Consider the following 24,692-nt stretch of genomic DNA (forward strand, 5'->3'; position numbering starts at 1 on the left):
ATTGGTATCGCTTGCACAAAAAGCTATAATTGGGCAATACTGTTAATATTTAAGACATTTTCTACTTAATGAATAATCAATTGCTTACCCTTCAAAAACGTCAGAGGCACGCCGATATACGGTTACTGTGTGTATTGGTCTGTTTTTTAATCGTTGTCAGTGTCTTGGCTTTGAGTGTCGGCGAAGTAGGGTTATGGCCTAACCAATGGGCGAGCGAATCGGCACAATTATTTATTTGGCAAATTCGTTTTCCTCGATTATTGGCAGTCATTACCATTGGTGCAGCCCTTGCGGTAACAGGGGCTATCATGCAAGCCTTATTCGAAAATCCACTGGCTGAACCTGGGTTATTGGGGATCAGCAATGGTGCTGGTGTCGCCGTCGTTCTGATTGTTTTGCTCTCTCATGGGGTAACTCAGTATTGGCTAATAAGTTCAGGTGCAATTGTTGGTGCATTATTGTTAACCGCGATACTGCTGTTTTTTGCCAAACGAAAGCATTTTAATAACACGAGCTTACTGCTAGTTGGCGTGGCGCTTGGTGTGATTTGTGGTGCGATAATGACTTGGATGGTCTATATGAGTAGCAGCCTAGACCTACGTCAACTCCTCTATTGGATGATGGGAAGCTTTAGCGGTATTGATTGGCGTCAATTTGCTCTAGTCATTGCTTGTATTCCTTTTTTATTGTGGGCAATTTGCCAAGGTAATACACTCAATTACTTATCACTTGGATCATTGCAAGCTTATCAACTCGGTTTTTCTCACCATCGCTGGCGTCTTGCTCTGATTATCGTGACGGGGGTGCTAATTGGTTTGAGCGTTGCTCTTGCGGGTGCTATTAGTTTCGTTGGGTTAGTCATTCCCCATATTTTACGGTTGGCAGGATTGACCGACCACCGAACATTATTGCCGGGGTGTGCTATCACAGGAGCGGGAGGGTTATTATTAGCCGATATGCTTTCACGCACACTGATTGCTAATGCTGAGGTACCTATTGGTGTGATAACCGCGACGTTAGGGGCACCTATCTTTATTTGGCTATTAGCGCGTAACAATCAATGGCGATAAAATAAAATGATGAATAGACAACCTATCATTGAGCTAATTCAGTTTTCCATTGATAGCCGACTTATCAATATTAATGAAACTGTGTTTGCGGGAGAGCAAATTCATTTACTTGGTGCAAATGGGGCGGGGAAAAGTACCTTGCTCAGTGGAATGAGTGGTTTTTTAGCTTTTCAAGGACAATTAAATATTAATGGTCGGGCGCTCAACGAGTATCGGGTGCAAGCTTTGCGTCAGCAGAGAGCTTATTTTCCTCAGCAAGTATCAACGCAACCTATTTTAAAAGTCTTTCAATATCTGGCGCTGTTTTATTCATCAAATGAGTATCAAATAGCGTTATTTAACCAATTAACTGAAGATTTCCAATTAGCGTGCTTGTTAATGAAACCTATTACACAACTTTCGGGTGGTGAATGGCAGCGAGTCCGTATTATTGCAACTTTTTTGCAAGTTTGGGATCGTCAAGATTTAAGTGGAAAATTTATTCTATTTGATGAACCAACAAACAATTTAGATATTATTCAACAATCCAAGCTTGATAAATGGGTGAAATATTTTTGTGATTGCCAAGGAACGGTTATAATGAGTGGGCATAACTTGAGTCATTCATATCGACATGCAAGTCGTATATGGATGTTAAAAAAAGGTGAAATTATTTTTTCAGGTAAACCTGAGCAAGTGATGACTGACTTTAATTTATCTGAGATATTTGCAAGTAAAATTATTTCAAGTACAGATAGCGAAACGAAAACTTGGCAAGTAATTAGTTTTGACGAGTAGCAGAAAAATTGTTTTAATCGTCGGTTTCATTATGCTTTACGATATAAGAAATGTTTTCAGGTGTTGATGTTCGGTTAAAGTAACTTTAACTAGAATACTCTCTTCTTAATAAAAAATTAGGCTACAGATTATATGAGCAATTTCCTTCCGTTTTCAAAACCGGCAATCGGTGACGAAGAGGTTAAGGCAGTAGAGAAAGTTCTACGTTCAGGCTGGATTACGACAGGGCCTCAGAACCATCAGTTGGAACAAGATTTTTGTGAACGTTATGGTTGTAAGCATGCAATAGCGCTAAGTTCAGCCACTGCGGGTATGCATGTTGTTTTAATGGCATTGGGTATCGGCCCAGGCGATGAGGTGATCACCCCGTCGCAGACATGGGTATCCACCATTAATATGATTGAGTTATTAGGCGCGACACCCGTTATGATTGATGTCGACCGTGATACATTAATGGTACAACCCGATGCGGTAGAAAAAGCGCTTACTGCGAAAACGAAAGCGATAATTCCTGTACATTACGCAGGTGCTCCTTGTGATCTTGACGCTTTGCGTACTATCGCGCAAAAAGCGGGAGTGGCGTTGATTGAAGATGCGGCTCATGCGGTGGGAACGCGCTATAAAGAAGAATGGATTGGTCAGCAGGGAACCGCTATTTTTTCTTTTCATGCAATTAAAAATGTGACGTGTGCGGAAGGTGGATTAGTCGTCACTGATGATGATGAATTAGCACAGCGCGTTCGTACCTTAAAATTCCATGGTCTCGGGGTTGACGCCTTTGATAGACAAATGCAAGGTCGAAAACCACAAGCAGAAGTGGTTGAACCTGGTTTAAAATATAATTTATCTGATATTCATGCAGCGATTGCTGTTGTTCAGTTGTCTCGTGTTGAAGAAATGAATCAACGTCGTGCACAATTGGTAGCGCGTTATCGTGCCGCACTGAAAGACTCCCCATTACAAATGCTTTCAGTTCCTGAATATTCACATTTGCATGCTAACCACTTATTTATGGTGCGTGTCGATAAAAGTGTATGCGGTATTGATCGTGATAGCTTTATGGAAAAACTAAAAGCGTATGATATCGGTACAGGTTTACATTTCCGTGCCGCACATACACAGAAATATTACCGTGAGAAATACCCAGAGCTCTCACTCGTAGAGTCAGAATGGAACACCGCGACCCTTTGTTCCCTGCCTCTCTTCCCTGATATGTCTGATGCAGATGTTGATCGGGTTGTTAAAGCGATAAATGAAATCCTTTTGGAGTCAAAATAGTGTCATTTGTAGATGAATTTGAAGAGATAAAAAAAGTCTCTGTTGTAATCCCTGTTTATAATGAAGAGCAAAGCCTACCTCAGTTACTTGAGCGTACAATTAAAGCGTGTAAACAACTTACGCAAGAGTATGAGTTGATTTTAGTGGATGATGGGAGTAGTGACCGTTCCGCTAAAATGTTGACTGAGGCAGCAGAAAATCCTGATAACCATGTTATCGCGATTATTTTGAATCGTAATTATGGGCAGCATTCTGCAATTATGGCTGGTTTCAATCAAGCGGATGGTGATTTGGTGATTACACTGGATGCTGATTTACAAAACCCTCCAGAAGAGATCCCTCGCTTAGTGCAAACGGCGGCACAAGGCTATGATGTTGTTGGCACGCGTCGTGCTAACCGTCAAGATTCTTGGTTCCGTAAAACGGCATCTAAAATGATTAATGCGATGATCACAAAAGCGACCGGTCGCTCTATGGGCGATTATGGTTGTATGTTGCGTGCTTATCGCCGTCATATTATTGATGCGATGTTGCAATGCCATGAAAGAAGTACATTTATTCCAATTTTAGCCAACACGTTTGCTCGTAGAACCATTGAAATTGATGTAGCGCATGCTGAACGTGAGTTTGGCGATTCTAAATACAGCTTTATGAAGCTGATTAATTTAATGTATGACCTGTTGACGTGTTTAACAACAGCACCTTTGCGTTTGTTAAGTGTTGTTGGGAGTATTATTGCAGCAGGCGGTTTCTTGCTTGCAGTGTTGTTAATCGTATTACGTTTGCTCTTTGGTGCAACATGGGCCGCTGACGGCGTATTCACACTGTTTGCAATACTCTTTATGTTTATCGGTGCACAATTTGTTGCTATGGGCTTGCTTGGTGAATATATCGGCAGGATTTATAATGATGTGCGCGCGAGACCCCGTTATTTTATTCAAAAAGTCGTCGGTGCTAAGGCTAAGACTGACAAAAACCAGGAAGAAAACTAATGAAAGCTATTGTTTTTGCCTATCATGATATTGGCTGTGTAGGGCTGAAAGCGCTAAAAAAAGCAGGTTTCGATATTCAAGCAGTATTTACTCATACTGATGATCCTAACGAAAACCACTTTTTCTCTTCAGTAGCGCGTGTCAGCGCGGACATGGAACTTCCTGTTTACGCGCCAGAAAACGTAAACCATCCGCTATGGATTGAACGTATTCGCGAATTAAAACCTGATGTAATTTTCTCATTCTATTACCGCGATATGCTCAGTGAAGAACTGCTGGCATTGGCCCCTAAAGGTGCATTTAACCTGCATGGCTCTTTACTGCCTAAATACCGCGGTCGTGCACCAATTAACTGGGCATTGCTGAACGGCGAGAAAGAAACAGGCGTGACGTTGCACAAAATGGTCACTAAAGCCGACGCGGGTGACATTGTTGCACAAGAAAAAGTCACAATCACCGATACTGATACTGCATTAACGTTACACGCAAAAGTTCGTGAAGCGGCTGAAGTACTGTTAGATAAAACACTGCCATTGATTGAAGCGGGTAGCTATAAAACAGTGGCGCAAGATGAGAGCCAAGCAAGCTATTTCGGTCGTCGTACCGCTCAAGATGGCTTGATCGACTGGAACCGTTCTGCAAAAGAAATTGATTGCTTAATTCGTGCTGTTACTGAGCCATACCCAGGCGCATTTACCTATTTAGGTGAGCGTAAAATGGTAATTTGGCGTGCACGTGTGCTCGATGATAATCAAGGTAAACGCGCGGGTACAGTATTATCAAGTGACCCTCTGCGTATTGCTTGTGGCGAAGGGGCTATTGAAGTTGTTAGTGGTCAGGGTGACTCCGGTTTATATATGCAAGGCAACCGTCTAGCAAATGAAATGGGTATCGTGACTGATGTTCGTGTAGGGCCAAAACCGACTGCACAAATTAAACGTCGTAAGCGTGTTCTGATCTTAGGTGTTAACGGTTTTATCGGTAACCATTTAACAGAGCGTTTATTGCAAGATGATAATTATGATATCTATGGTATGGATATCAGCTCATCGGCGATTGACCGCTTTATTGGTAACCCACGTTTCCACTTTATCGAAGGTGACGTCAGTATTCATACCGAATGGATCGAATACCACATTAAGAAATGTGACGTTATTCTGCCATTGGTGGCGATTGCAACACCAATCGAATATACCCGTAACCCACTGCGTGTCTTTGAATTAGACTTTGAAGAAAACCTGAAAATCGTGCGTTACTGCGTGAAATATAACAAACGTATTATCTTCCCATCGACTTCTGAAGTTTATGGGATGTGTGATGATAAAGAGTTTGATGAAGATGAGTCACGTTTGATTGTTGGTCCTATCAATAAACAGCGCTGGATCTACTCTGTGTCTAAACAGCTGTTAGACCGAGTGATTTGGGCATATGGCGCGAAAGAAGGCTTGAAATTTACGTTATTCCGTCCGTTTAACTGGATGGGGCCACGTTTGGATAGCCTGAACTCAGCACGTATTGGTAGCTCTCGTGCGATCACTCAGTTAATCTTGAATTTAGTTGAAGGTTCGCCAATTAAATTGGTTGATGGTGGTGAGCAAAAACGCTGTTTCACTGATATTAAAGATGGTATCGAAGCACTGTTCCGTATTATTGAAAACAAAGACGGCAAATGCGACGGTCAGATCATCAATATCGGTAACCCAACAAACGAAGCAAGCATTCGCCAATTAGCTGAAATGTTACTTGAAAGTTTCGAAAAACACCCTCTACGCGGCCATTTCCCTCCGTTTGCAGGTTTCCGTGAAATCGAAAGTAGCAGCTACTATGGTAAAGGTTATCAAGATGTTGAACACCGTAAACCAAGCGTGGAAAATGCACGTCGTCTGCTTGATTGGGTTCCAACAATCGATATGAAAGATACTATTGAAGAGACACTGGATTTCTTCTTGCAAGGTGCGGTAGAAGAATTAGGTAAGAACTAATGAAAAAAGTTGGCTTGAGAATTGATGTGGATACCTATCGAGGCACATTAGAAGGTGTACCACAACTACTCAACGTGCTGAAACAGCATGACATTCAGGCCAGCTTTTTCTTCAGTGTAGGACCCGATAACATGGGGCGCCATTTATGGCGCCTTTTGCGTCCTAAATTCCTGTGGAAAATGCTGAGGTCAAATGCCGCCTCCCTATATGGGCTAGATATTTTATTGGCGGGTACAGCGTGGCCAGGTAAAAAAATAGCCAAAGATTTAGGCTATTTGATGAAACAAACGCTAGATGCAGGTCATGAAGTAGGGTTGCATGCTTGGGATCACCAAGGTTGGCAAGCCAAAGTGGCTAAATGGAGCGAAGCCCAATTAACGGAGCAGGTTAAATTGGGAGTTGATGCTTTGCAGCAAGCCATCGGTCAGCCTGTTACGTGTTCGGCGGTTGCTGGCTGGCGAGGCGATGAACGTGTGCTTGAGGTTAAACAAAAGTTTGGTTTTAATTACAACAGCGATTGTCGCGGTAAGTATCCATTTAGACCCATTTTACGTGATGGTTCAATAGGCACGGTACAAATTCCTGTCACATTACCGACTTATGATGAAGTCGTTGGCACCGTTGTCAGTGATGAAAATTTTAATGATTTTATCCTTCAAGCGATAAAAGAGGATCAAGGTGTCCCCGTTTACACCATTCATACTGAAGTTGAAGGTATGACTAAATCAGAACAATTTTCACAATTATTGGAACGAATTGCCCAAGAAGAAATCCAATTCTGTACATTGAGTGATTTGCTGCCAGAAGACATTAGCACTTTACCTAAAGGGAAAGTCGTGAGAGCGCCATTCCCAGGGCGTGAGGGTTGGCTTGGCTGCCAAGAAGAGGGATAGTATAAGCATGTTGAATAATCGAGCGAGCAAAGTAGGAGCCTCTCTGCTGGCTCTTTTTTTTATCTTAACTTATCTGCTACCGTTAAATAGCCGTTTACTCTGGCAACCTGACGAAACACGATATGCAGAAATCAGCCGTGAAATGTTACAACGCGGTGATTGGATCGTGCCATATATGCTGGATATACGCTATTTTGAAAAGCCAGTAGCAGGCTATTGGATCAACAATATTAGCCAAATGATTTTTGGCGATACTAACTTTGCAGTTCGTTTTGGTTCGGTATTTTGTATTTTGCTCAGTGCATTACTTGTTTACCGAATGGCAAAAATGATGTGGCGTAACAACCATGTCGCTTATGTCGCAAGTTTTATTTATGTGTCGATGTTCTTGGTATTTGCTGTCGGCACCTATAGTGTACTTGACCCTATGCTATCACTCTGGATAGCAGCCAGTATGTATTGTTGCCTATGGGCGATGAAGGCGCGTGGCGTAAAAGAAAAACTTGCTGCATGGATATGTCTTGGTTTAGCGTGTGGGATGGCCTTTATGACCAAAGGGTTCCTTGCGCTTGCCATTCCTGTGATTGTAATGTTGCCTATCACAATCTACCAAAAGCGCTTTCTTGAGATGGTGAAGTATGGGCCATTGGCGATTATATCAGCGGTTATCATTAGTTTACCTTGGGCGCTAGCCATCGCTAAACAGGAGCCTGACTATTGGAATTACTTCTTCTGGATAGAGCACATTAAACGTTTTACCGCCGATGATGCGCAACACATTGCTCCTTTTTGGTATTACATTCCGATTATTTTATTAGGCAGTATACCTTGGGTTGGGTTATTACCTGGCTCTTTGCTGAAAGGTTGGAGAGAGCGCAAATCAAGTCCAGATATGTTTTTCTTACTCTGTTGGTTTATTGTGCCTGTGATCTTCTTCAGCATTTCACGCGGCAAATTGCCAACATATATGCTGCCATTTATGGCTCCACTAGCACTGCTCATGGCTAAATATGGGGTGGATTGTGTACGCAGTGGGAAGATGAAAGCATTAAAGGCCAATGGCATGATCAACGTTGCGATTGGGGTGCTCGCCGTAATCGCTGTCATTGTTGTCAGTACGGTGATTAAGCGCCCGTTATACGAAGCCGACGAATGGTCAAAAATGGTGCTTGGTATCGTTGCTTTTTCGATTTGGGGTATCATCGGTTACCTATGTACCGTGTTAAATGCCAAATATTGGCTATGGGCCGCCTCTTGCTCGTTGGCGGTGAGCCTGTGTATCGGTAGTGCATTGCCAAATAACACGATAAATTCCAAACTGCCACAGAGCTTTATCCACCAAAACCATGACTTGTTGATGGATAGCAAATATCTTATGGCGAGTAATGTGGGCATTGCAGCCGGGTTAGCGTGGGAAACGAAAAACGCTAATATCTACCTGTATAATAGCAGCGGTGAGCTGACTTATGGTTTGGAATACCCGGATAGCCAACACCGTTTAGTGAAGCCTGATCAATTTGCGGCTTGGTTGGCAAAAGCTCGCCAAGAAGGCCAAGTGACAGTGGTTTTCTTACTTGGACGTAAAGAAGGATTACCGGATATTCCTAAGCCAGATGAGGTGATCAGTAATTCGCGAATTGCGATAGTGGTGTATCACAAACAATGATTGCTCAATTATTATTACTGCTTTTAGTTAGTGTACTCACTTGCCTTGGGCAAATAGCGCAAAAGCAAGCGGTGGTATGCTGGCAGGGTGATAAACATAATAAAACGGCATCAGCCATTCGTTGGCTGGTGCTGGCATTGCTAATGCTTGGGTTAGGCATGCTGTTTTGGCTTAAATTGCTCGAAAGCATGCCGCTTAGCATTGCGTATCCAATGCTTAGTATTAATTTTGTGTTGGTTACTTTGATTGGTCAGTTTGTCTACCATGAGCAGACAGGGCTTAATCATTGGCTAGGTGTGGCGGCAATTATGTTTGGTATTTTTTTGATGAGTATAAGCGGATGAACAAAGGCTATTTTTGGGTAATAGGAAGTGCGCTATTAGTCACCATTGCACAATTAAGCTTAAAAGCAGGTGTAGTGGGGTTGCCTTCGTTTACATTAGGATGGCATTGGTTACAATCTGAATGGCTACTCGCAAATCTGGCAAATCTTAGCATAGTGTTTGTGGGGTTAGTCTGCTATGCCTTATCAATGCTATGTTGGTTGTTTGCACTAAAATCCATTCCGCTTAATAAAGCCTATCCGCTGATTAGCTTAAGCTATGTATTTGTTTATCTATTAGCGGTTATTTTACCTTGGTATCATGAACCCGCGACTTGGCTAAAAGCAGGGGGCGTTGCATTTATTATCCTTGGTGTTTGGTTAATTAGCCGTCCAACAAAAGGACAATCTCAAAAGTAGAATAATTTGGTTGCGTGATAATTTATTTTTCATATTTGAGCAACTATGATAATAAATTAAGCGTGTCGATTGTTTATTTAAGGGTGCAACATGATAATAAAATGGCAACACCTACCATTATTGCTTTCATTAGTGTTGATTGGCTGCTCTTCCACGTCGGTAAAAAGAACGCCACCACCGCCACTAAAAACGCAATTATCTGACCCTATAATGACCATTGCACAACTTAAAGAACAGTTAGAGCAATGGTATGGTACGCCATATAATTATGGTGGGATGAGTCAAAGCGGTATTGATTGCTCTGGGTTTGTTTACCGTACATTTAGCGACCGTTTTGCTATCCAATTGCCGCGTACAACGATAGATCAAACACGATTGGGAACGCGTATTGATAAATCCGATCTGATGCCGGGTGATCTCGTCTTCTTTAAAACGGGGTCCGGTGAAAATGGTTTACATGTCGGAATTTATGATACAGATAATACCTTTATTCATGCATCGACCAGTAAGGGTGTGATCCGTTCGTCAATGGATAATGTGTATTGGCGAAAAGTGTTTTGGCAAGCGCGGCGTATCTGATTTCCCGTGTGATCCCCTCATTTTTGTCTTCAATTATGCTATCTTAGTTGCAACTTTTGTTTCTAGGATAGCTTAATGTCTCGCTTACGTTTACTGATTTCAGAATCTTTCGACCCTTGGTTTAATCTTGCGGTTGAAGAGACGATTTTTCGTCAAATGCCCGCCGATCAACGTGTTATGTTTTTATGGCGTAACGCTGACACGGTCGTTATTGGGCGAGCACAGAACCCATGGAAAGAGTGTAATACGCGTCGTATGGAAGAGGATAATGTACGCTTAGCTCGCCGTAGTAGCGGGGGCGGTGCCGTTTTTCAAGATCTCGGCAATACGTGTTTTACCTTCATGGCGGGCAAACCAGAATATGATAAAAGTATTTCGACAAAAATTATTGTGGATGGCTTAGCAAGGGTGGGGATCAATGCTGAGGTTTCTGGTCGCAATGATTTGGTATTAAACACCGATGATGGGCCAAGGAAAATATCAGGATCTGCTTACCGAGAAACCCGTGACAGAGGATTCCATCATGGTACTTTACTTATCAATTCTGATTTAAATCGGCTTGCAGATTATCTTAATCCTGACCCTAAAAAATTACAGGCTAAAGGGATCACTTCAGTTCGCTCAAGAGTCACGAATTTATGTGAACTGGTATCAGATATCAGTCATGAAAAAGTGTGCGAGGGTATCGTAAAAAGCTTTTTCGATTATTATGGTGAAACCGTTGAGGCTGAATTTATCTCACCTGAGAAATTACCGGACTTACCGCATTTTCGTGAAACTTTTGCGAAGCAAAGTAGTTGGGAATGGAATTTCGGTCAAGCACCTGCTTTTACCCATTACAGTGATACACGTTTCCCATGGGGAGGTATCGAATTTCATTTTGATATCGAAAAAGGGGTTATTAAACGTTGCCAATTTTTTACGGACAGTCTTGACCCATCCCCATTAGAATGGTTAAGCCAGAAACTTACCGATCAAGTTTACCAAACAGAAACCATTCGTAAATTAATATTAGAAATGCATCAAATATGGCCTGAATTAACCGAACAGTTATCTGATCTTGAAAGCTGGCTAGTGCATGAGTTAAGCTAAATACGCTTTGTTTCTATGCTGCTTAAATGTTACCTAACCCGAAATAAAAATAGGTAAGGGGTAGGTAACATTAAGCGTTATTTACCATGAATATTAATAGCGTCATCCGGTTTGTCTTCTATTTTTTCACTCAAACCAAAATCTTCTATATAATTTTCTGAATTAAATAAATGATAATTTTCATTTAGAAGCGGATTAGAAACGCCTAACCAATTAGCAATACCATCAATAAACATCATCCCAGATTTGTTAGCAACAATATATTGAGTTGATTGGTGATCGGAAGAGAGCTGGATTAATGGAACACGGTACGCATATTTTGTTTTTCCGTGTAGGAGCTTTATTTGGTCTCCCTCTTCTTGATGGGAAAGACCATGATCAGCAAAGTAAATCATTGAGAATTTACGTTCTTTTTGTTGGTATTGCGTCTCTAACAATGAATAAATTGACTCAAGGATCTCATCTGTTTTATTAATGCTTGCAACATAGCAGGAGATATTATGATATTGCCTATCTTGGGTAATAAAATGATTTTCATAATCCTGAATTCTACCGCATGGGTTCGGGTGTGAACCATAAAGATGTATAATAAATAATCTTTTTTGTTTCTTTTGGATAGGGGCATTTAATTCTTTTTGAAAGATAGGAATAAGGGAAAAATCACTTTCATCATTAGAATTGAAGGCGCCGAGTTTATTGAATTTTTTCACATCAGCATGCTTTGCTATAAAGGTAATTGGAGTGTCGTGTTTACCGATATAACCTTGATTCGATATCCAGTATGTTTTGAAACCGGCTGATTTGGCGAGTCCAACTAGATTTAAGCCATAATTAGGTTCTAATTTTTCTTTATCTGACTGTGTTAACATTAATCTTAATGAGCCAATAGTGTTATTTCCAGCACTGTTTAACCCATCAATAATGGTACTGTTCACACGGCTTAAGAAGGGGGTGTTATTTATAGGGTATCCATAGACACCCATATAATCACGGCGAACACTCTCTCCGATCACTAATACATAGTCATCATAACGGCTGTTGTTATTTAACGTTGATTTTCCCCATTCGCTGGATTTGGTAAAATCATGTAGTGCGCTAACCTCACCCTTAACCTTAGATATGGATTCATAAATATTGTAGAAATAATCAAATGGCGATTGATTAATCAAGGCAATTATCACCAGAATGATCATCAGTGTTTTGTTTCGATAATAATTAATATTTAATTTTGTACATAATTTTTGGAAGGCGAATATTCCAACAATAATGAGGACGGCATAAAGATAATGAGTAAATGGAATTTGTGTGAAAAACTCAATGCCCTCAATAGCATCAGTTGCAATAACCGAAGCAAAATATTGGTAGGTTGGTTTATCAAAGGTCAGTCCAATAGGCGTATAAATAGCATACAATATTGCTATTGGTAAACCTATCCAATAATAAGCTTTTTTTGAAGCGTAAAGGATAATATAAAGAGCACAGACGAGCGTAATGTCTCTCGGAGTTGGATGAGCATACCCAGAACCTTTCAACATTAATTTTGATGAAACGATAAGAATGATGAGTGGTATAATGTATACAAAATAGTGTTTTATTTTTAAGATTTTATTTTGCATTCTATTTTTATACCATGCAAATAATCTGGAATGTCCCACAAAAACAGCCTTTATAACAATAAGAAAATAATATTAATAATAATTTAACTATAACACTCATAAATGAGTTGCCGCAGATTATGTTTTTTTTCAATAAATGTCAAAAAAATACACATTGGACGTGTGTGCTTTAAAGGCATGACATCACTCTATTATCCGTTCTGAAATGATCTTTTAAGAGAAGATAGCTTTCTTTTGTTGCTATATAAGGCGGTATTGAGGATAAACTTGTTAGCGATATGGGCAAATTTCAAAAAAAGAGCCGGTATTTACCGGCTCGGACATAGACTTCAATGTTTAGGGAATGAAAAAATAATTAAGGGGACTATTAATACTCAACTATACAACTGAAATTTATTTAGTTGTTGCAGTTGCAAGACATAAATGTTTTACATTCAGGCAACTGACCACTTTGACGAAATTTTGCTGGGGTAATGTCAAAGTGTTTTTTAAAGATACGTGTAAAAGTGGCTTGTGAGCTAAAACCATATTGCAGAGCGATATCTAAAATTGGCAGGTTACCATTGCGTAATGATTTAGCAGCTTCTAATAAACGGCGTTTACGAACGTATTCGCCAAGCGTGCAACCTTTCATTTCTTTGAAAACACGCTGTAAATGCCACTTTGAATAACCACTTTTATCGGCAATTGTGTCGATTTTGATGCCTTCATTGCGCTGTAACTGACTTTCCAGCCATTTAACAATATCGTTGACTACACTCTCAGACATATTTACCTCCCACTTCTATGGGTTATTGTTCATTAATAACTAATAATAACTAAAGAAATTACTGTCTATTCTTCCCATTTTTCCGATATATCGATAGGCATAACGTGCTTTTTTTTAATGAGAATAGTTATTGATACGATAGATTTTATTAATAACTCAAACTTATACATACAAGAGTGTATGTTATTTATCTATTAAAATCAAATGGCTGAGTGTAAATGGTAGGGGTTGATATATCAAAAAAGCAGTCGGATATATCAAGTTCAATTTTTTTGTTGGATGTATTCGAAATTATTAACCAAGTAAAATATTGAAAAATTAATTTAACTTAAGTTGTGATGGGTGTGCTGATTTTTACCATCAATACTTAGGAAATACCGAGGTAATAGTGACGGGGGTTAATGCTCAATAATCTGTGATTTTTGATGCTAATGGTTGACTGTTTAACTTTAGTTGAACTATCAAATAAGTCAATTTACTTAACGTATCTTTAACAATTTAAAAAAATCACTTGACTCAACATGGTATAAGCAAGAAATACATGGCGTGGCATTCATGTCCTGTTTTGGCAAAGAGGTTAGCTGGAGATGAAATTATGCAAAGGGAAGACTATTAGGTTTCTTGAGAAGACCCAAGAAACCTAATAGGTGATTAACGACGCAAGTAGATGTGTGGGGTGGCTGTTTCAGGATGTGAGATCACATCTAAATCTGCTTTATACCAACGAGTTAGATTTTCTGTCGTCAGAACTTCTTCAGGCGTACCTGCCGCCGCAAGTTGGCCTTGGTGAATTAAGTACACGCGATCAGCATACAGGGAGGTAAGGTTAAGATCGTGTAAGACGCAACACACGCCAAAAGGCCGCTCACGTGTTAATTGGTGTAATAACCGTAGGCTATGTTGTTGATGGTAAAGATCAAGAGCTGAAGTTGGTTCATCAAGAAAAAGACAAGCAGGGCTATGGTTGGGTTGCCAGACTTGAGCAAGTACTCGTGCTAACTGAACGCGTTGTTGTTCACCACCAGAAAGCTGACGGAAATCGCGTTGGCGTAATTCCAAACAATCTGTTTGTGCTAACGCCTCTTCAATGGCTTGTTGCTTATGCTCAGCGCCATGCGGGCTACGCCCCATCGCCACGACATCTTCAACAGTAAAGGCAAATGATAAGCTACTTTGTTGCTTCATCACCGCACGTTTTTTTGCCAATGCATTATGTTGCCATTTGCGTAAATCTAAACCTTCTAACAGACACTCCCCGTGAGTAGGAGAGTGAAAACCAGTCAGTAGTTTTAATAAACTGGATTTTCCTGCACCGTTTGGACCAATAATGACGACCATTTCATGTTGCTGTATGGATAAACTGATATCTTTTATTAATACCTTATCGGCAACGTGAAAACTGAGGTTACGTGCTTCAAGTAGAGTTTGTGTATTCATGATGTTTAAACTCTCCCTGCTGGTTGACGTAAAATTAGCCATAAAAAGTAAGGCCCGCCAATGAGCCCTGTTAGTAATCCAACAGGAATTTCAGCAGGAGAAACCGCAGTTCGAGCAATGGTATCGGCAATTAAAAGTAAGGTTGCTCCAACAATCGCAGAGCCAGGTATTAGCCAGCGGTGATCAGGGCCTAGCGTCATACGGATTAAATGGGGCACCACGAGGCCGACGAAACCAATCACGCCACTCATTGCAACAGCACAACCTACCAGTAAGGCGCTAAGGAATAGTAAAATAAATTTTGTTCGCTCCACATTTAACCCGAGATAGTGAGCGTCTTCATCACCTAGTTGCAGTAGATTAAGTCTATTACCTTGCCAAAGGCAGACAAAGCAGGTCGGTAAGATAACACTGGCGGCAATCGTTAAGGAAGTCCAGTCGACATTCGCAAGTGTTCCCATCATCCATAAGCTAAAAGTACGCAGCTGTTGGTCATCGCTGATATAGCTTAGTACGCCGATGAATGACATACACAAGGCATTGATCGCAATCCCAGCGAGAAGTAAGCGTGCTAAATTCCCATTTGAGTAGCGATTTAAGCTAAAAATAATAATTGAAACAATAAGGCTGCCGACGAAAGCGGCGCCAATATGCCCATAGTTAAGTAGGGCGGTAGGTAATGAAAAAGAGAATACAATAAATGCAGCGACACATAAGGCAGCGCCACTGCTGATCCCTAATAAGCTGGGATCAGCAAGCGGGTTACGAAATAACCCCTGCATGATGGCACCTGAAACAGCAAGAGCAAGACCGACTAAAATCGCTAGCAAAATACGTGGTAGCCGGATATTGAGCCAGATCTGCCAAAGAGGGTCTGTGGCAGGCGTCTGCCACAGAGTTTTAAACGATACATTCATTGCGCCAGCGTTGGAGGCAAGTAAGGCAATCGCCATCAAAACGAACAATAACGCAATGATAGCGAACAGAGGGTATTTAATTCGACTCATTGAAACTTCTCTAATGCCTCGCGTATCTGTTGCATGACTTTAGGGGTACCAAGGCTAAATCCAAGCATTCCCATATCATCAACAACGATTAGTGCCTTATTTTTTGCGGCAGGTGTCATTGCCAGGCCTGGCAATTTCCAGACTTTATCTTCACCACCTAATGATTTGATGCCTTCATGGGTGACGATAATCAAATCAGGTTGACTTGCAATCACACCTTCTTGTGATAATGGGCGGTAACTATTAAACCCGTTCATGGCGTTTTTAGCTCCCGCCGCTTTGATAAGACTATCCGCAGCGGTTTGCTGCCCCGCAGCAAGCGGCATTACGCCACCATGACTCATGATAAACAGAATTTTTTTATCTATGGGTGAGGTATTTACTTTGGCAATCTGTTGATTAAATTGCTCAACTAACCGTTTACCTTGTTCTGTTTTACCGACAGCATTAGCCACCGTTGTAATTTTTTCTGGAATGGCTTCTAATGCAGGCTTACCAGTCACCTTGATGACTTTTACACCACTTTTTTCTATCTGGGAAAGTGCCATTGAGGGTTTTGCTAGTTCACTGGCAAGCACAAGCGTTGGGCGCATAGAAAGCACACCTTCAGCGTTGAGCATTCGCATATAACCGACATCGGGTAGCTTAACAGCTTGAGCAGGATGAAGGCTGGTGCTATCTCGAGCAACCACTTGAGCGCCTGCATCAAGTTCAAAAACAATCTCCGTAACATCACCACCTAACGTGATGATCCGTTCGGCTGATTGAGCGGAAAAGCTCATGATTAATGTCACTGCAATTAGAAGCCATTGTTTCATTTTTATTTACCTAACGATTAAATGTGCGGTAGCGCCATAACCTGATTACGCCATTGTTCTTGCTCTGGAGTACCTTCAGTACGTTGCCCGTACATTTGTACGATTTGATTACCGTCTTTATCGAAGACTTCAAGGCTTGTGACGAAACCATCTTGAGTAGGTTTACGTGTTACCCAACACTCTGAAACGCCGTTTTCAATCATATGCAACGTAAAGTCTGGATTAAAAATGTTGAGCCATTTAATGTCCGAACCTTCTGCTTGGTATGGCATAAGGCGTTTTAATTGACCAGTAAAAATCTGCACGCAGCCACGATTACCAACAAAAATCATGATTTCATTTTGGTCATTAAACGCGGTATTGACTAATTGATTGAATGAATCAACAGGAACTTGCCATGCTAAATCATCACTAACGGCACGGAAGACTTGTTGGCGACTAAGATTATTTTTTTTCAATAAAATAAAGAACTGGTGGACATCGGTCATGTTGCGCCACTCTTGTTCTAGCTGCTGTTTCAATTCATCACTGATTGGCTGCTCAGAGAATGGCACAGCAGCTTCAATAGCAAGAGGTGGATTGTCTGACGTTGCATATTGTGCAATGAGAGAGTTCCATGCCGCCATATCAGTCTCATCTGTAGTATAGACTTTATGCAGCGCATCGCCTTGTTTATCGAAAAATTGAATACTATGGCGTTCACCATTTTTTGAATCTTCAGTCAGCGTGAAAATGGCATCCCAATGAGAGAAGAACATGCGTAAGTCTAAGGCGCGTGGATTTAAAATTAATCCTGCATGGTCGCTAAATTTTGCATTGTCATAGCGACCAACTTGCTCATGAACGACATACTCATTGCGGGTGATGGCCTTAACTTTACCGACAGATGCTAGCGCTTTCAGTAGTGTTGGGGCATCAACATTCAGTCTTTGTGCTTTGTCATGACCTACACGACAATGCAATAGTTCACCTTCTGAAACATTAAGGTAGGCAGCCAGATCACGAGCGTATTTTGCTTTGTTTTCTGCTTTTGCTTGTTGGTAACGCTCGAAAAGTGTTGAACTCACAGTGTATCTCCTTAATTAACTATAAATTACCATTGGAAGCTGACGAGCAGCTTGGCATTACGCCCATCCTGAGGGACGCCTTGTGACGAGTAGTATTCTTTATCGAAGGCATTGCCTAAAACGACACTGGTTCCTAGGCCTTTTAATTGGCCTTCACCTTGGTAGCTAACGTAAAAATCATGAACAGCGTAGCCTGCTTGGCGCGGTGCTTTGGATGCATCGTTGAAATCGGTATGACGAGTAAATTCACCTAACCAACCCACAGAAAAACCACTGTCTGAAATTGGTACGTTAAGGTTGCTGGTTAGCGAGTCAGGTTTAATGGAGGTAATTGATTTACCATTTGATTCATCTTTACCTTCGGTGTGGTTATAAGCTAAATTCCAACCCAAATAGTCGTTTTTATAGTCCATTGAAGCATCCCAACCCCAAATTTTAGCTCGTTTTGTATTGATGGAGGTTGTGTAGTTATTCTGAGGATTTCTAAAGTCAACGTTCACATAGGTATTGATATAGTCTTTTGCTTTAGTGTCAAAATAACTTGCTTTAAATTGTAGATTGTCACGTTCAGTGAATAGATCATCAAACCGTAGCCCAACCCCATATTCAGCAGTACGTGTAGACTCTGGTTTGAGATTCGGATTTGGTCGCCATTTATTTACTATTGGGCCCATTTGGAAATGAATTTCATCGTTATACATTTCCATCATAGAAGGTGCTCGGAAAGCTTCTGAATAAGAGGCAAATAGCATTGACCAGTCTGTTGGTGTAATGCTAACGGCGCCTTTAGAAGACCATTTGCCTTCTTTCACGTCCTCATTATCTTTAGCGGTTGCTTTATAATGGTCATAGCGAGTGCCAACAATAAACGATACAGGTAAATCTTTTAAGGCGATTTCATCTTGCAAGAAACCTGAAGCAAAGGTGATATCAGCATCAGGGAATTGCGTTGTTGAAGCGTAAGGTGTTTGATTTTGTTTGTATGTTTCGCCACCATAAGTAAAGTTATGGGCTGCGATAGGTAAATCATACAAGTGTGTTTTATTATCAACTTTCAGACCATAAGTTTTTTGGGTACGGCCTTCATAGTGAGTATTTTTACCTTTAGCGGTAATATTAACGTCAGAATAGTAAGTGGTTGCTTTAAGATTTAACCAATCGTTTGATTCTGGGTTTAACTGGTAAGTCGCTTGGGCATCACGTTGACGTGTAGTGCGGTTAACCTTTAGATTATCCTTAGTAATATCGATTTGTTGTGGGTCTTTGGGTTCATAAGCATTGTTATTGTAATAGCGCAGTTGCCCTGATAGCTTTTGCTTATCATCAAACTGCCATGTCCCTTTGGCGAGTAGGTTTGAGATGGTTTCTTTGTTTTCCATATCATCGCCATTGCTTAAGCGAACATCTCCGACTTGTTTGGTAACAAAACTAAACAAACCATCAAATTGCTCAGTACGCCCAAAAGATGTACCGCCAAAACCAAAGCTATGATCCCCTGTAGCAGCTTGGCTAAAGACACGAAAGCCACTGTTTTGACCCTCACGTAATAGATCTTTAGCATCTACGGTTTCCCAAGCGATCACACCTCCCATCGCGCCGCTACCATACAGTAGAGCTGAAGGGCCACGAACAATTTCGACTTGTTTTATCAGTGCAGGATCAATAAATGTGCCGTTAACGTGACCAGTATCAGTACCTTGGCGTACATTATCGACGAGGGTTAAAATACCGCGACGGTCAAAACCACGCATGTAGATATCTTGACCATTAGTGCGACTAGTACCAGTAACACCGATCCCCGGAATTTTACGCAAGATATCGTTGACCGTACTTGCCGTTTTTGTTTCAGGTGAGTCATTTTTGATCACAGTGACCATCATTGGGGCATCGAAGCTATCTCTTTCAGTACCTGTTGCATAGACGGTCATCACATCATTGCGATTTGATGGTGTTGTTTCTGCATGAGCGCTTGCCATAACGGAAAGTATTGCGCTTGTCAGAACGGATAAACGTAAAACATGAGACATATTGTTATACTCCATAAAGTGTTACCGGTTTGCTCCCTAAGTTTCGATTTTGCCTAAATCTGTATGCAGGGAAACAAACCGGCGAGTATTATTTATTTTATAATTATTAAATGGTTACCATTGATAACTCACATTGAAATAGAAATTACGGCCTTCTTGGGGAACCCCCATCGAAGAGACATATTGACGATCAAAGGCGTTTTTCATCGTTAATGTCGTATTCAACCCTTTTATAAATTGGTCAGCTTGATAGTTCACATAAAAGTCATGAAGGCTATAGCCTGCATACTGGATGACTTCTTTATGGTAACGATCGAGTCCATGCTGAGATTTGTGTTGTTTTAATTGGTACTTAGCATTGCCTTGGAACTGTGTTTTAGCCGCAAATTCACCTACCCAGCCAAGACTAAGGCCAGTTGTTGCAATAGGGGCATTGAAGCGAATGAGTAGCGTTTCAGGGCGAATGGAAGAGAGAGAATAGCCTGTGCCGTCCTCTTTACCTGTTGTTTTGTTATGACTGATATTTAAATCAAACCAGAGGGTTTTGTAGCGAATAAAGCTATCAATACCTCGAATGGTGGCGGAAGGAACATTGCTAAAATAAATTTCATTAGGGAACCATTGATATTGCCCTTTCATGAAATGGTATTTTTTAGTGTAACGACCTTCAACGGCAATATGGTTTTTTGCTTTAGTATCAAAATACGTTGACCCAAATTGCAGTTCATCGCCATTTGATAACAGATCATCAAAACTTGCTTTTAAACCAACTTCTACTGTTTTATTTGTCTCAGGTTGTAAGTCAGGCGTAGGTCTAAAATCGGAAGTTAGCCAGCCGCCCATCACCGAAAAGTGATTAGAATTGTTATACAGCTCTGCCATACGAGGCGTCCGATAACCTTCGGAGTAAGAGGAGTATAGGTTTAACCAATGTGCCGGCGTGATACTGACCGCAAAACGTGACGACCAATTCGTGTCTCTATTTTTTGCAAACCCTTGACGTGAAGCTTCATAGCTTGTGAAACGGGTTCCTGCTGAGAGTGTAATAGGCAGGTGGTGTAACGTCATATCATTGTTAACCCAGCCCGAAATATTAGCTAGTCGAGCAGGGGGGTAGCTGATCGCGTGTTTATTGGGTTTTTGCTGTTGTTGATAATACTCGATACCACTTTCTATTTGGTTATTCACCCAGCCCTCAATAGGAACAATAAAGTGATTAGTCAATTTGGTACCATAGGTATATTGCGTACGCTTTTCGCGTTGATATTGATTATCAGCCTTAGCTTTTTCTCTATCTAACTGACTCAAAGAGAGGTCGGTATAGTACAGATCCCAATTTGCTTGCCAGTTAGGGAAACGGTTTGAGGTAATATATTGACTAATTGAAACATCCCGCTGGTGGCTATCGCGCTCGTGGGGCGTGTTTTTAAAACGCGTATCAGCGGAGTTGTTTACTGTAGGTTGTTTGAGACCTAACCCATCATTACGATAATCACGTAGCTGTAAGGCTAAATGATAATTAGGGTGTGCATACCAAGTGGTTTTTAATAACCAATTATGCACTTTCTCATGATTATCTTGAGTTGGAAAATCCGCAGATGCGAGTGAATATTTTTTACGTTGGCTATAACTTAATAGTATATCCAGAGGGCCAGTATGTCCATATACCGATGCCCCGGCAAGGTAGCTGTGGTCATTGCGGTTGACCCCACTGAAAACGCGGCCTCCTAATGCCTGCCCTTGCTTTAATAAATCCTTTGCATTCACGGTTTTCATCGCTACGACACCCGCTAGCGCGCCACTTCCATGAGCAACGGATGAAGCACCTTTATGGACAAAGACTTTTTTTACCAGTGACGGGTCAATAAATGTCGCATTGTATAACCCAGAATTAAAATCTTGAGTGACGTTATCCACCGTGATTTTTACACCACGAGAATCATAGCCACGTAGATGAACCTCTTGACCGTAGGTTCCACCAGTACCAGAAACAAAAATACCGGGTTGGCCTTTTAATAAATCTAAGGCAGAGCTTGCTGATTGATATTCAGGGGCTTGAGCATCAATGACATCGACTTGCTCGGCCACCGCAATATTTTCGTGATGAAAAGGGTGGGTCGTAACATGAACAGTATCACCTATCGTCTTTTTTGCTGTTGCAACCGCGCTAAATCCTGAAATAGCGAGTGTTGTCGCAAGTGCGGAAACGGTTATTTTTGATCCATTTAACGATATGGTGGGTGTAACAGACATCAGTTTAAACTCCATAGGAAATCCTTTCCTTATGTGGTGAATATCGCTGGCTGCCTTGATACAAGATCTGGGTGGCTTGCTGTGAATAAATTTTGAATAAAAACTATTTGGTTAAAATCAGTTTACCAGCACGAGTCTGCCTTAACTGGTATATCTCGCCGCGATGTTGGATCGCTAATTTACCTTCAGAGCCTAATAATTGATGACTATCTATAACGTCAACTTTTACGGGCGGAAGGGTTGAGTTGGCGATATTTTCAATAGGTGGTTTAGTGATGTTATCAGTCATATTTGGCCCAATTGATAATAAAACTAAGAGTGAGAATCATTATCTTTAAGTTGCTAAGTAACATCAAGGGGTTTTTACATTTAGATGACAAAATCACTACAATGCATGAGTTGCTTATCGATTTAGGTCAATATTTGGTGAATATTTATGCGGAAAGGAACTCGACTCTTTCCTATCAGAGAGAGTGAAAGAGTCGGTGGGGGAATAAAATGTCAGCTTATTTAAAGCGGCTTTCTACTGCTTGGACCAAGATATCAATGAGTTGCTCGGTATCATCCCAGCCTAAACAGGGGTCTGTGATGGATTGCCCGTAAGTTAGAGGTTGACCTGCAATAATTTTTTGAGTGCCTTCAAGTAAGAAGCTTTCAGCCATTACACCACTAATTGCGGTCGAACCGCCTTTGATTTGCTCGGCAATATCGCGGGCGACTTCAAGTTGGCGACGGTGGATTTTTTGGCAGTTACCATGGCTAAAATCAACGACTAAATGTTCAGCTAATTCAAATTCACGTAGCTTATCACAAGCCGCTGCAATATCTCCGGCAGAGTAGTTAGGCTGCTTTCCACCACGCATAATAATATGACCATGTGGGTTACCACTGGTTTGGTAGATGGTCATTTGGCCACTTTTATCGGGCGATAAAAACATATGTTGAGCGCTGGCTGCGCGGATGGCATCGATAGCAATGCGGATATTGCCATCAGTACCATTTTTAAAACCAACAGGGCAAGAGAGTGCCGATGCCATTTCTCGATGGATTTGGCTTTCTGTTGTTCTTGCGCCAATCGCTCCCCAACTGATCAAATCAGCAATATATTGCCCTGTGACCATATCGAGAAATTCTGTTGCGGTAGGTAGCCCAAGCTGATTGACATCAATAAGTAATTTGCGGGCGAGCCGTATCCCCGTATTGACTTGGCAAGAGTTATCTAAATTAGGATCGGAGATCAGGCCTTTCCAACCTACAACGGTACGGGGTTTTTCAAAGTAGGTACGCATAACAATTTCAAGACGGTCTTGATAGCGTTCACGTAAGACATTCAGCCGATTAGCATATTCCAGAGCCGCATCAATATCATGAATAGAGCATGGGCCAACAATAACCAATAAACGGGGATCTTCCCCCGATAAAATTTTCTCTATCCGTTTACGTGACGCTGTCACGTTTTCAGCCACTTTCTCAGAAATAGGAAATTCGTCAGCGAGTGTCTGTGGGGTAATTAAGCTATCCACACGCTGAGTACGTAGTTCATCAGTTTTTTGCATTCTTTCTTCTCAAAAGCTTTAATAGGCAGAGCCGTATCAGTGATTAGGATCACAATAAACGAAAATGGCTCGAATTCAACCTACAACGTGAGATTGAATGAAAGATTTTTTAAAAAATACATTTCGACTAAAAGATACGCCGTTTTAGCCCCATCGTGTCAATGACTTTGGCAGAAATTTCCTCTACTGAGTAATTGGTTGTATTGAGATAGTTGATCTTGTTTTGTCTAAATAGTGCCTCGACCTCAGCAATTTCAATGCGGCATTGACGTAATGATGCATAGCGGCTGTTTTCACGTCGCTCTTCACGAATAGCGGCTAGTCTTTCCGGGCTTATCGTCAAACCAAATAATTTATGCGTATAAGGGCGTAGTGCAGCGGGTAACTGCAAGTTATCCATATCGTCTGCCGTAAATGGGTAGTTAGCGGCTTGAATACCAAATTGCATGGCTAAATAGAGGCTGGTAGGGGTTTTACCACAACGGGAGACGCCTAACAAAATCACTTGTGCTTGGTCTAGGTTGCGCAAGGAAATACCGTCATCATGGGCTAATGTGTATTCGATAGCAGCAATGCGAGCATCATATTGATTGATATTCTGTAGTGATAAGCCATGGGTACGGTTGAGTTTAGGCTCAGGCTCTAACCCCACTTCTTGCTGAATAGGGGCAACCAAGGTTTGCACAATATCCTGACAAAAACCGGCGCTGTCGGTAATAATTTTTTTTACGGAGGGGGAAATGATGGAATAGAACACCAGTGGACGGTTTTGAGTCTCTTGATAAATCGTATCAATTTTCTGTTTTATTTCCTGCGCACGTGCTTCTGTGGTGACAAAAGGTAGCGTATAGGAATTGAAAACTAAGGGAAATTGCGACAAAACAGCATGTCCTAGCGTTTCTGCGGTTATTGCGGTTCCATCTGAAATAAAAAAAACAGTTCGTTCTGTGAGGTTTGTTTTATGATTAGTTGCGGTTATTTCGCTCATATATAGTGTCTTTTGTTGTATTTTTCGTTGGTTTTAGAGAGATATTATATTTGATTAAAGTTTAAAAAATAGTTTATAGGGGA

22 protein-coding genes are annotated in these 24,692 nt (G+C 41.2%); 11 read left to right on the forward strand and 11 right to left on the reverse strand.

The features are described from left to right. Positions 1-68: 68 nt before the first annotated feature. The 11 genes from btuC to PR699_RS01390 all read left to right on the forward strand — a co-directional run bounded on the left by btuC (position 69) and on the right by PR699_RS01390 (position 11,071). Positions 69-1,070 carry a vitamin B12 ABC transporter permease BtuC gene (gene btuC / locus PR699_RS01340; RefSeq protein ID WP_014658200.1) on the forward strand — a complete coding sequence of 334 codons (1,002 nt, stop codon included), beginning with the start codon at positions 69-71 and terminating at the stop codon, positions 1,068-1,070. Positions 1,071-1,076: 6 nt separating this feature from the next. Then, positions 1,077-1,847, forward strand: a complete 771-nt coding sequence (locus PR699_RS01345) for an ATP-binding cassette domain-containing protein (RefSeq protein WP_004919095.1) — start codon at positions 1,077-1,079, stop codon at positions 1,845-1,847. A 132-nt stretch (positions 1,848-1,979) separates the two neighbouring features. Beyond that, the gene (gene arnB / locus PR699_RS01350; protein ID WP_014658201.1) at positions 1,980-3,125 is read left to right on the forward strand and encodes a UDP-4-amino-4-deoxy-L-arabinose aminotransferase; all 1,146 of its coding nucleotides are present in this window, start codon (positions 1,980-1,982) and stop codon (positions 3,123-3,125) included. Further along, positions 3,125-4,117, forward strand: a complete 993-nt coding sequence (gene arnC, locus PR699_RS01355) for an undecaprenyl-phosphate 4-deoxy-4-formamido-L-arabinose transferase (protein ID WP_004919099.1) — start codon at positions 3,125-3,127, stop codon at positions 4,115-4,117. Before arnB ends, arnC begins: the two co-directional genes overlap by 1 nt. Then, a complete protein-coding gene (gene arnA, locus PR699_RS01360) occupies positions 4,117-6,099 on the forward strand; it encodes a bifunctional UDP-4-amino-4-deoxy-L-arabinose formyltransferase/UDP-glucuronic acid oxidase ArnA (RefSeq protein ID WP_004919101.1) in 1,983 nt (660 codons plus the stop codon). The genes arnC and arnA overlap by 1 nt, the downstream gene beginning before the upstream one ends. Continuing rightward, the gene (gene arnD / locus PR699_RS01365) at positions 6,099-6,992 is read left to right on the forward strand and encodes a 4-deoxy-4-formamido-L-arabinose-phosphoundecaprenol deformylase (protein ID WP_014658202.1); all 894 of its coding nucleotides are present in this window, start codon (positions 6,099-6,101) and stop codon (positions 6,990-6,992) included. The genes arnA and arnD overlap by 1 nt, the downstream gene beginning before the upstream one ends. A 7-nt stretch (positions 6,993-6,999) precedes the next feature. Then, entirely contained in the window at positions 7,000-8,658 is a 1,659-nt protein-coding gene (gene arnT / locus PR699_RS01370) for a lipid IV(A) 4-amino-4-deoxy-L-arabinosyltransferase (RefSeq protein ID WP_004919103.1), read from the forward strand. Beyond that, positions 8,655-9,002 (forward strand): 4-amino-4-deoxy-L-arabinose-phosphoundecaprenol flippase subunit ArnE, encoded by a 348-nt coding sequence (gene arnE, locus PR699_RS01375; RefSeq protein WP_004919105.1) that lies wholly within the window; start codon positions 8,655-8,657, stop codon positions 9,000-9,002. The genes arnT and arnE overlap by 4 nt, the downstream gene beginning before the upstream one ends. Continuing rightward, positions 8,999-9,400, forward strand: a complete 402-nt coding sequence (gene arnF, locus PR699_RS01380) for a 4-amino-4-deoxy-L-arabinose-phosphoundecaprenol flippase subunit ArnF (RefSeq protein ID WP_004919107.1) — start codon at positions 8,999-9,001, stop codon at positions 9,398-9,400. The genes arnE and arnF overlap by 4 nt, the downstream gene beginning before the upstream one ends. Positions 9,401-9,490: 90 nt before the next feature. Further along, positions 9,491-9,979, forward strand: coding sequence for a C40 family peptidase (locus tag PR699_RS01385; RefSeq protein ID WP_014658203.1), 489 nt, complete (start codon positions 9,491-9,493; stop codon positions 9,977-9,979). Positions 9,980-10,054: 75 nt separating this feature from the next. Beyond that, on the forward strand, positions 10,055-11,071 hold the full coding sequence (locus tag PR699_RS01390) for a lipoate--protein ligase (protein ID WP_004919115.1): 1,017 nt from the start codon (positions 10,055-10,057) through the stop codon (positions 11,069-11,071). 77 nt (positions 11,072-11,148) lie between these two features. Here the strand turns inward: PR699_RS01390 and PR699_RS01395 are convergent, their stop codons facing one another. The 11 genes from PR699_RS01395 to PR699_RS01445 form a co-directional block, all read right to left on the reverse strand. Then, positions 11,149-12,687 (reverse strand): phosphoethanolamine transferase, encoded by a 1,539-nt coding sequence (locus PR699_RS01395; protein ID WP_272572865.1) that lies wholly within the window; start codon positions 12,685-12,687, stop codon positions 11,149-11,151. 397 nt (positions 12,688-13,084) lie between these two features. Next, a complete protein-coding gene (locus tag PR699_RS01400) occupies positions 13,085-13,456 on the reverse strand; it encodes a helix-turn-helix domain-containing protein (RefSeq protein ID WP_014658208.1) in 372 nt (123 codons plus the stop codon). A 651-nt stretch (positions 13,457-14,107) separates the two neighbouring features. After that, positions 14,108-14,893, reverse strand: a complete 786-nt coding sequence (locus tag PR699_RS01405) for a heme ABC transporter ATP-binding protein (RefSeq protein ID WP_014658209.1) — start codon at positions 14,891-14,893, stop codon at positions 14,108-14,110. A 5-nt stretch (positions 14,894-14,898) separates the two neighbouring features. Beyond that, positions 14,899-15,900, reverse strand: a complete 1,002-nt coding sequence (locus PR699_RS01410) for an iron ABC transporter permease (RefSeq protein ID WP_004919125.1) — start codon at positions 15,898-15,900, stop codon at positions 14,899-14,901. Beyond that, positions 15,897-16,718, reverse strand: coding sequence for a hemin ABC transporter substrate-binding protein (locus PR699_RS01415; RefSeq protein ID WP_004919127.1), 822 nt, complete (start codon positions 16,716-16,718; stop codon positions 15,897-15,899). Before PR699_RS01415 ends, PR699_RS01410 begins: the two co-directional genes overlap by 4 nt. Before the next feature lie 17 nt (positions 16,719-16,735). Further along, positions 16,736-17,785 carry a hemin-degrading factor gene (locus tag PR699_RS01420; RefSeq protein ID WP_004919129.1) on the reverse strand — a complete coding sequence of 350 codons (1,050 nt, stop codon included), beginning with the start codon at positions 17,783-17,785 and terminating at the stop codon, positions 16,736-16,738. Between the two features lie 26 nt (positions 17,786-17,811). Next, positions 17,812-19,812, reverse strand: a complete 2,001-nt coding sequence (locus PR699_RS01425; protein WP_014658210.1) for a TonB-dependent hemoglobin/transferrin/lactoferrin family receptor — start codon at positions 19,810-19,812, stop codon at positions 17,812-17,814. Positions 19,813-19,926: 114 nt separating this feature from the next. Further along, positions 19,927-22,080 (reverse strand): TonB-dependent receptor, encoded by a 2,154-nt coding sequence (locus PR699_RS01430; protein ID WP_014658211.1) that lies wholly within the window; start codon positions 22,078-22,080, stop codon positions 19,927-19,929. Positions 22,081-22,168: 88 nt separating this feature from the next. After that, entirely contained in the window at positions 22,169-22,354 is a 186-nt protein-coding gene (gene hemP / locus PR699_RS01435; RefSeq protein ID WP_004919137.1) for a hemin uptake protein HemP, read from the reverse strand. A gap of 217 nt (positions 22,355-22,571) precedes the next feature. Next, complete coding sequence (locus PR699_RS01440; protein ID WP_014658212.1) at positions 22,572-23,621, reverse strand: 3-deoxy-7-phosphoheptulonate synthase; 1,050 nt, start codon at positions 23,619-23,621, stop codon at positions 22,572-22,574. A gap of 127 nt (positions 23,622-23,748) precedes the next feature. Next, positions 23,749-24,609: a pyruvate, water dikinase regulatory protein gene (locus PR699_RS01445; protein ID WP_004919142.1), complete on the reverse strand. Its 861-nt coding sequence runs from the start codon at positions 24,607-24,609 to the stop codon at positions 23,749-23,751. Between the last annotated feature and the right edge of the window lie 83 nt (positions 24,610-24,692).

This window comes from Providencia sp. PROV268 (assembly GCF_028477805.1).
In the GTDB taxonomy this organism is placed as follows: domain Bacteria; phylum Pseudomonadota; class Gammaproteobacteria; order Enterobacterales; family Enterobacteriaceae; genus Providencia; species Providencia stuartii.

Coding starts and splice junctions, on each gene's coding strand:
- PR699_RS01385 (WP_014658203.1), top strand. CDS start 9,491: ATGATAATAAAATGGCAACACCTACCATTATTGCTTTCATTAGTGTTG.
- PR699_RS01430 (WP_014658211.1), bottom strand. CDS start 22,080: ATGGAGTTTAAACTGATGTCTGTTACACCCACCATATCGTTAAATGGA.
- PR699_RS01390 (WP_004919115.1), top strand. CDS start 10,055: ATGTCTCGCTTACGTTTACTGATTTCAGAATCTTTCGACCCTTGGTTT.
- PR699_RS01345 (WP_004919095.1), top strand. CDS start 1,077: ATGATGAATAGACAACCTATCATTGAGCTAATTCAGTTTTCCATTGAT.
- PR699_RS01440 (WP_014658212.1), bottom strand. CDS start 23,621: ATGCAAAAAACTGATGAACTACGTACTCAGCGTGTGGATAGCTTAATT.
- arnE (WP_004919105.1), top strand. CDS start 8,655: ATGATTGCTCAATTATTATTACTGCTTTTAGTTAGTGTACTCACTTGC.
- PR699_RS01400 (WP_014658208.1), bottom strand. CDS start 13,456: ATGTCTGAGAGTGTAGTCAACGATATTGTTAAATGGCTGGAAAGTCAG.
- PR699_RS01405 (WP_014658209.1), bottom strand. CDS start 14,893: ATGAATACACAAACTCTACTTGAAGCACGTAACCTCAGTTTTCACGTT.
- arnD (WP_014658202.1), top strand. CDS start 6,099: ATGAAAAAAGTTGGCTTGAGAATTGATGTGGATACCTATCGAGGCACA.
- PR699_RS01410 (WP_004919125.1), bottom strand. CDS start 15,900: ATGAGTCGAATTAAATACCCTCTGTTCGCTATCATTGCGTTATTGTTC.
- arnT (WP_004919103.1), top strand. CDS start 7,000: ATGTTGAATAATCGAGCGAGCAAAGTAGGAGCCTCTCTGCTGGCTCTT.
- PR699_RS01395 (WP_272572865.1), bottom strand. CDS start 12,687: ATGCAAAATAAAATCTTAAAAATAAAACACTATTTTGTATACATTATA.
- PR699_RS01415 (WP_004919127.1), bottom strand. CDS start 16,718: ATGAAACAATGGCTTCTAATTGCAGTGACATTAATCATGAGCTTTTCC.
- arnF (WP_004919107.1), top strand. CDS start 8,999: ATGAACAAAGGCTATTTTTGGGTAATAGGAAGTGCGCTATTAGTCACC.
- PR699_RS01445 (WP_004919142.1), bottom strand. CDS start 24,609: ATGAGCGAAATAACCGCAACTAATCATAAAACAAACCTCACAGAACGA.
- PR699_RS01425 (WP_014658210.1), bottom strand. CDS start 19,812: ATGTCTCATGTTTTACGTTTATCCGTTCTGACAAGCGCAATACTTTCC.
- arnA (WP_004919101.1), top strand. CDS start 4,117: ATGAAAGCTATTGTTTTTGCCTATCATGATATTGGCTGTGTAGGGCTG.
- arnB (WP_014658201.1), top strand. CDS start 1,980: ATGAGCAATTTCCTTCCGTTTTCAAAACCGGCAATCGGTGACGAAGAG.
- btuC (WP_014658200.1), top strand. CDS start 69: ATGAATAATCAATTGCTTACCCTTCAAAAACGTCAGAGGCACGCCGAT.
- hemP (WP_004919137.1), bottom strand. CDS start 22,354: ATGACTGATAACATCACTAAACCACCTATTGAAAATATCGCCAACTCA.